We start from the raw sequence: 3,647 nt of genomic DNA, 5'->3' as shown, positions 1-3,647 counted from the left end.
TTTCTTTTAATGTAAATATATCCTTATTCATTATTAAATTTCCCTTCTATAATCTTTACATTCTTGCATATTCACACCCTGACACATTTCATACATTCTTGATACTATCGCTTCTGAGGTTTCTAAGTTGTCACCTACAGTTAGCCTGTCCATTAATTTTGTATCATTGTAATTGCTAGTTATTACAACAGGTTCATTGTTTTCATATCTGCAATTTAAAACATAGTATAATTTTTCAAGGACCCACTCGGTTGGCTTTTCTTTGCCTAAATCATCAATAATCAGTAAATCACAATTTATATATTTATTAATTATCTGTTCCTCATTTTCTTTAGAATGTGCATCCCCATAGCTTGATTTAATCTTTCCAAGTAAATTTATTAGAGTTCCAAATATAGGCTGATATCCTTGTTTTATTAGCACATGCGCTATTGCCGCAGCTAAGTGTGTTTTGCCTGCGCCATAATTACCTGTTATCAGTAACCCTACTCCTTTGGTTTTTAACTCTTTAAATTTTTCTGTATATCTTTCACAAGTTTTAAACGCTAACTTGTTTTCATTTGATATTTTATAAGTTTGAAATGTCCTTGTCCTGAATCTTTCCCCCAAGTTACTTTGCTTTATCATTCTTTCAAGTCTTTCTTTATACTGCCTTTCCCCTTCTTCATTTTTTTCTTTTTCTACTTTATCCAATTTTGCTTTATCAAATTCTAGCCAATGGTTTATAGCATCTTTACAAGTGCACCTTTCATATTCGCCTCTGGAAAGCCATCCTCTTGAAAACATTGAACTAGACAAGTAAAATCCTGTTTGCTCTAATATATTTTTGCAAAATTCACATTCTATTGTTTCAGTTACAATTGAATGCCTGCCAACTTCTATAGCTTTTGAGTTAGTACAATGAATTATTTCACATTCTTCAGAATTTTTTGTTGGTGTACAGTGTAGAATTTCCGATATTTGTTTCATCAGTTACCTCCTTATTTTGGGTAAATTTATCTATATAATTTCCTTCTAATACTTTTATGAAATTATTAGGTTTTACAAACCAATCAAATGTTATTATCCAACTCTCTTTATTTTGACCTTTCAAGAATTTTGATTGTTTTATACTTTCTATTGCTTGTAATGTTTTTTCTAAACCATAATCTTTTATTCTAGTATTAAGTAATAAAAGCCTATTTCCCTTAATGTTTATAACTTTAGTTAAATTTAAAGAATTCCAACTGTCTATTACAATTTGTAATTTATTGATATTACTATTTTCAGGTTGTTGTTCATCCAATATAACCTTATCTACACTAAACTTATCTACACTAACCTTATCTACACTAACCTGCGTGTCCAAAATGTATCCATCTTGTACACATTTTGTATCCATAAGATTATAAGTGCCATTATCATTCTCAATATTTGCTTTTTCATTGTTATATAAAGTTGCTTGATACCTATCATTTTGTATATAATTGTGTATTCTCCAATGTCTAATTACACATATACCGCTTTCAAAAGGTATTATAAATTTCTTAGCTGTCAATATTTTAAGATCATCACTTGAACAATTAACCATTTTTATAATTTTCTGTGGTGAGCTCACAAATCCATCATCGTCAGCTCGCATATTAAGTTGAAAATATAATAGTTGCGAACTAACTGGCATATCTAAAAATAAATCAGTATCTATAATTTTTAAAGAAAACATTCTTTTTTGTGCCATCTATTGACCCTCCATGTTGATTTATTAATATTTAAATATCCTTGCAAGTTGTTTGTTTCTATACCGTAACTTCCTAATCATTTGAACTTGATTTTTATTACATTGTGCAAGTTCAAAATTTACTTTTATAAGTTTATTATTATGATTCCTTAACACATTGCAATTATTATCTAATGAATCATTATTATCTGTTAATGCCTTGATTCTCTTATGCAAATTATTTTCAATTTCATTCATACTCTCACAACTCTCTTCAAGTTCTAAAATTCTTTTCTTAAAGATTGTATTTTCTAGCGCAATATTAAAAGCTAATATCGCTACTTCTTTGTTTTCTTCCGGAATATCCATTACAAACTCTAGTAAGTCAGTAAATTCTTCTTTAAATGCTACAAACGAATTAGTTGATGTAATTGGTGCTCCACTCTCTTTTAATCGTTCTATGGTCCTTGAATAACTATTTATAACACCAGTGATATATCCTGTTATTTGTTTTTTCATTTACTTACCTCCATATTGTTTTATTTGCCATTGTCATGCTATAATGTCTTTAGATTTGTTTCACCTGGACCCTCGCCAAAGGGTTCTTTTTTATTCTCTTACAGGTAGTTTTCTTTAATGGTTTTTTCATTTTGCCCCCCTTTCGTAGCAGGGTAGCTTTATGCATCACTGATTTAATAGTTCTATCTATTGCAAAACTTATTTCTTCGGGGCCTATAATGTCATACCAGTCAATCAAATATTGAGTATCTTCTTTATACCAGGGCTTTCCATTGTTTTCATGAAATATTGGATTATAACTCATGCGACCATATTTGTCATATTCTATTGGTGCCTCTAATCCTTCCAACACTTTCTCACCTTCTTTCTAAGCACATCTTTTAAATATTGAAGCACTCTTTGCCGCTATATCTAATACATAATTTAGGCTTGTATATTTTTTAAAGCCAATTCTATTAAATTTAATATCATCCGTTGCGATTTCCATTATTATTTTAAATTCTGCATCTGTAATAGTTTGTCCAAGTCTTTGTTCTAATAATTTCTTTGACATCGTATTCACTCCTTAAATAAATTTGTCTGTCCCTTAATCTCAATTCTCTTATGATTTTTATTTTTAGACTTATAAATCTTTTTAGCTTCATTTAAGATTTTCAAACATTTAGGGCCACATTTAATTTTTCTGCTTAGTGGGTCTTTAAGTGGGCGGTTGCAAACTATGCAAATTACCTTGTCCATTTTAGTAGCCTATGATTTCACTTAATAGGCTAGTGTCTTGTTTAACTGCCATTAGTATGCCTACAAGTTCACCGTTGCCATATATCCTTAAGTTAGGGATTTGGGAACTATTATCTGCTGCCTTATATTCAACATTCTTAAATATATCAAGATACCTTTTATCGAAGCCTACGTATTTGTCATTGATTTTAAATATGATGCAAGTTAAATTACCACTTGCTTTTGAATATGATGTTTTAATCGCTTCAAGTTCTTCCTCACATTCTGTAATATCTTTAAAGTCAAACGTTCTTGCTGGTGTCCAGTTTTTATAATTTGCAATCGCTCCAGCTTTGAATAATTTTTGAATAACTAAATCTAAGTCATAAGTGCATCTAGCTATAAACGATCCATTGGAGTATTCAAAGGATTCCTCTTTTAAATTTATAACGTGGCTGCCGCTGCTCTGTATTATTTTTGCTAGATTGCTTTCATTTATATATATTTGTTTTTTAATCATCGTTAATTCAGCTCCTTAAATTTATTAACAAAGTAAACTTGACCTTTGCCAGTTACCTTAGGTGTCTTGGAGATACTTACATGTCCATTACTATGTGCTATAGAAGTTTCCTTGATTTGAAATAGCCCTAGCTCCATCGACCTTTGAGTTGGCATGTTGTAGTCAGTTCCTTTTCTGCATATCAAATATCCCATT

7 protein-coding genes are annotated in these 3,647 nt (G+C 30.2%); all 7 read right to left on the bottom strand.

The features are described 5' to 3' along the window. Positions 1 to 33 precede the first annotated feature (33 nt). On the bottom strand, positions 34 to 969 hold the full coding sequence (locus Ctaglu_RS23945) for an ATP-binding protein (protein WP_125006479.1): 936 nt from the start codon (positions 967 to 969) through the stop codon (positions 34 to 36). Further along, positions 920 to 1,717, bottom strand: a complete 798-nt coding sequence (locus Ctaglu_RS23940; RefSeq protein ID WP_125006477.1) for a hypothetical protein — start codon at positions 1,715 to 1,717, stop codon at positions 920 to 922. Before Ctaglu_RS23940 ends, Ctaglu_RS23945 begins: the two co-directional genes overlap by 50 nt. Before the next feature lie 24 nt (positions 1,718 to 1,741). Beyond that, the gene (locus Ctaglu_RS23935; RefSeq protein WP_125006475.1) at positions 1,742 to 2,215 is read right to left on the bottom strand and encodes a hypothetical protein; all 474 of its coding nucleotides are present in this window, start codon (positions 2,213 to 2,215) and stop codon (positions 1,742 to 1,744) included. 49 nt (positions 2,216 to 2,264) lie between these two features. Next, positions 2,265 to 2,567 (bottom strand): hypothetical protein, encoded by a 303-nt coding sequence (locus Ctaglu_RS23930; protein ID WP_233439939.1) that lies wholly within the window; start codon positions 2,565 to 2,567, stop codon positions 2,265 to 2,267. 15 nt (positions 2,568 to 2,582) lie between these two features. Then, the gene (locus Ctaglu_RS23925) at positions 2,583 to 2,768 is read right to left on the bottom strand and encodes a hypothetical protein (RefSeq protein WP_125006473.1); all 186 of its coding nucleotides are present in this window, start codon (positions 2,766 to 2,768) and stop codon (positions 2,583 to 2,585) included. A gap of 186 nt (positions 2,769 to 2,954) precedes the next feature. Then, on the bottom strand, positions 2,955 to 3,452 hold the full coding sequence (locus tag Ctaglu_RS23920) for a hypothetical protein (protein WP_125006471.1): 498 nt from the start codon (positions 3,450 to 3,452) through the stop codon (positions 2,955 to 2,957). Between the two features lie 2 nt (positions 3,453 to 3,454). After that, positions 3,455 to 3,647: phage antirepressor KilAC domain-containing protein (locus Ctaglu_RS23915; RefSeq protein WP_185732950.1), on the bottom strand; the 193-nt coding region annotated here is incomplete at its 5' end.

The organism is Clostridium tagluense (genome assembly GCF_003865095.1).
GTDB lineage: Bacteria > Bacillota > Clostridia > Clostridiales > Clostridiaceae > Clostridium_AD > Clostridium_AD tagluense.
Note: the sequence above shows the minus strand (reverse complement) of the source record. Positions and strands in the feature narration are given on the sequence as shown.

What these genes read in the sequence shown, in the direction of transcription:
- Ctaglu_RS23925 (WP_125006473.1), bottom strand. Translation starts at nt 2,768, where the DNA reads ATGTCAAAGAAATTATTAGAACAAAGACTTGGACAAACTATTACAGAT.
- Ctaglu_RS23920 (WP_125006471.1), bottom strand. Translation starts at nt 3,452, where the DNA reads ATGATTAAAAAACAAATATATATAAATGAAAGCAATCTAGCAAAAATA.
- Ctaglu_RS23945 (WP_125006479.1), bottom strand. Translation starts at nt 969, where the DNA reads ATGAAACAAATATCGGAAATTCTACACTGTACACCAACAAAAAATTCT.
- Ctaglu_RS23940 (WP_125006477.1), bottom strand. Translation starts at nt 1,717, where the DNA reads ATGGCACAAAAAAGAATGTTTTCTTTAAAAATTATAGATACTGATTTA.
- Ctaglu_RS23935 (WP_125006475.1), bottom strand. Translation starts at nt 2,215, where the DNA reads ATGAAAAAACAAATAACAGGATATATCACTGGTGTTATAAATAGTTAT.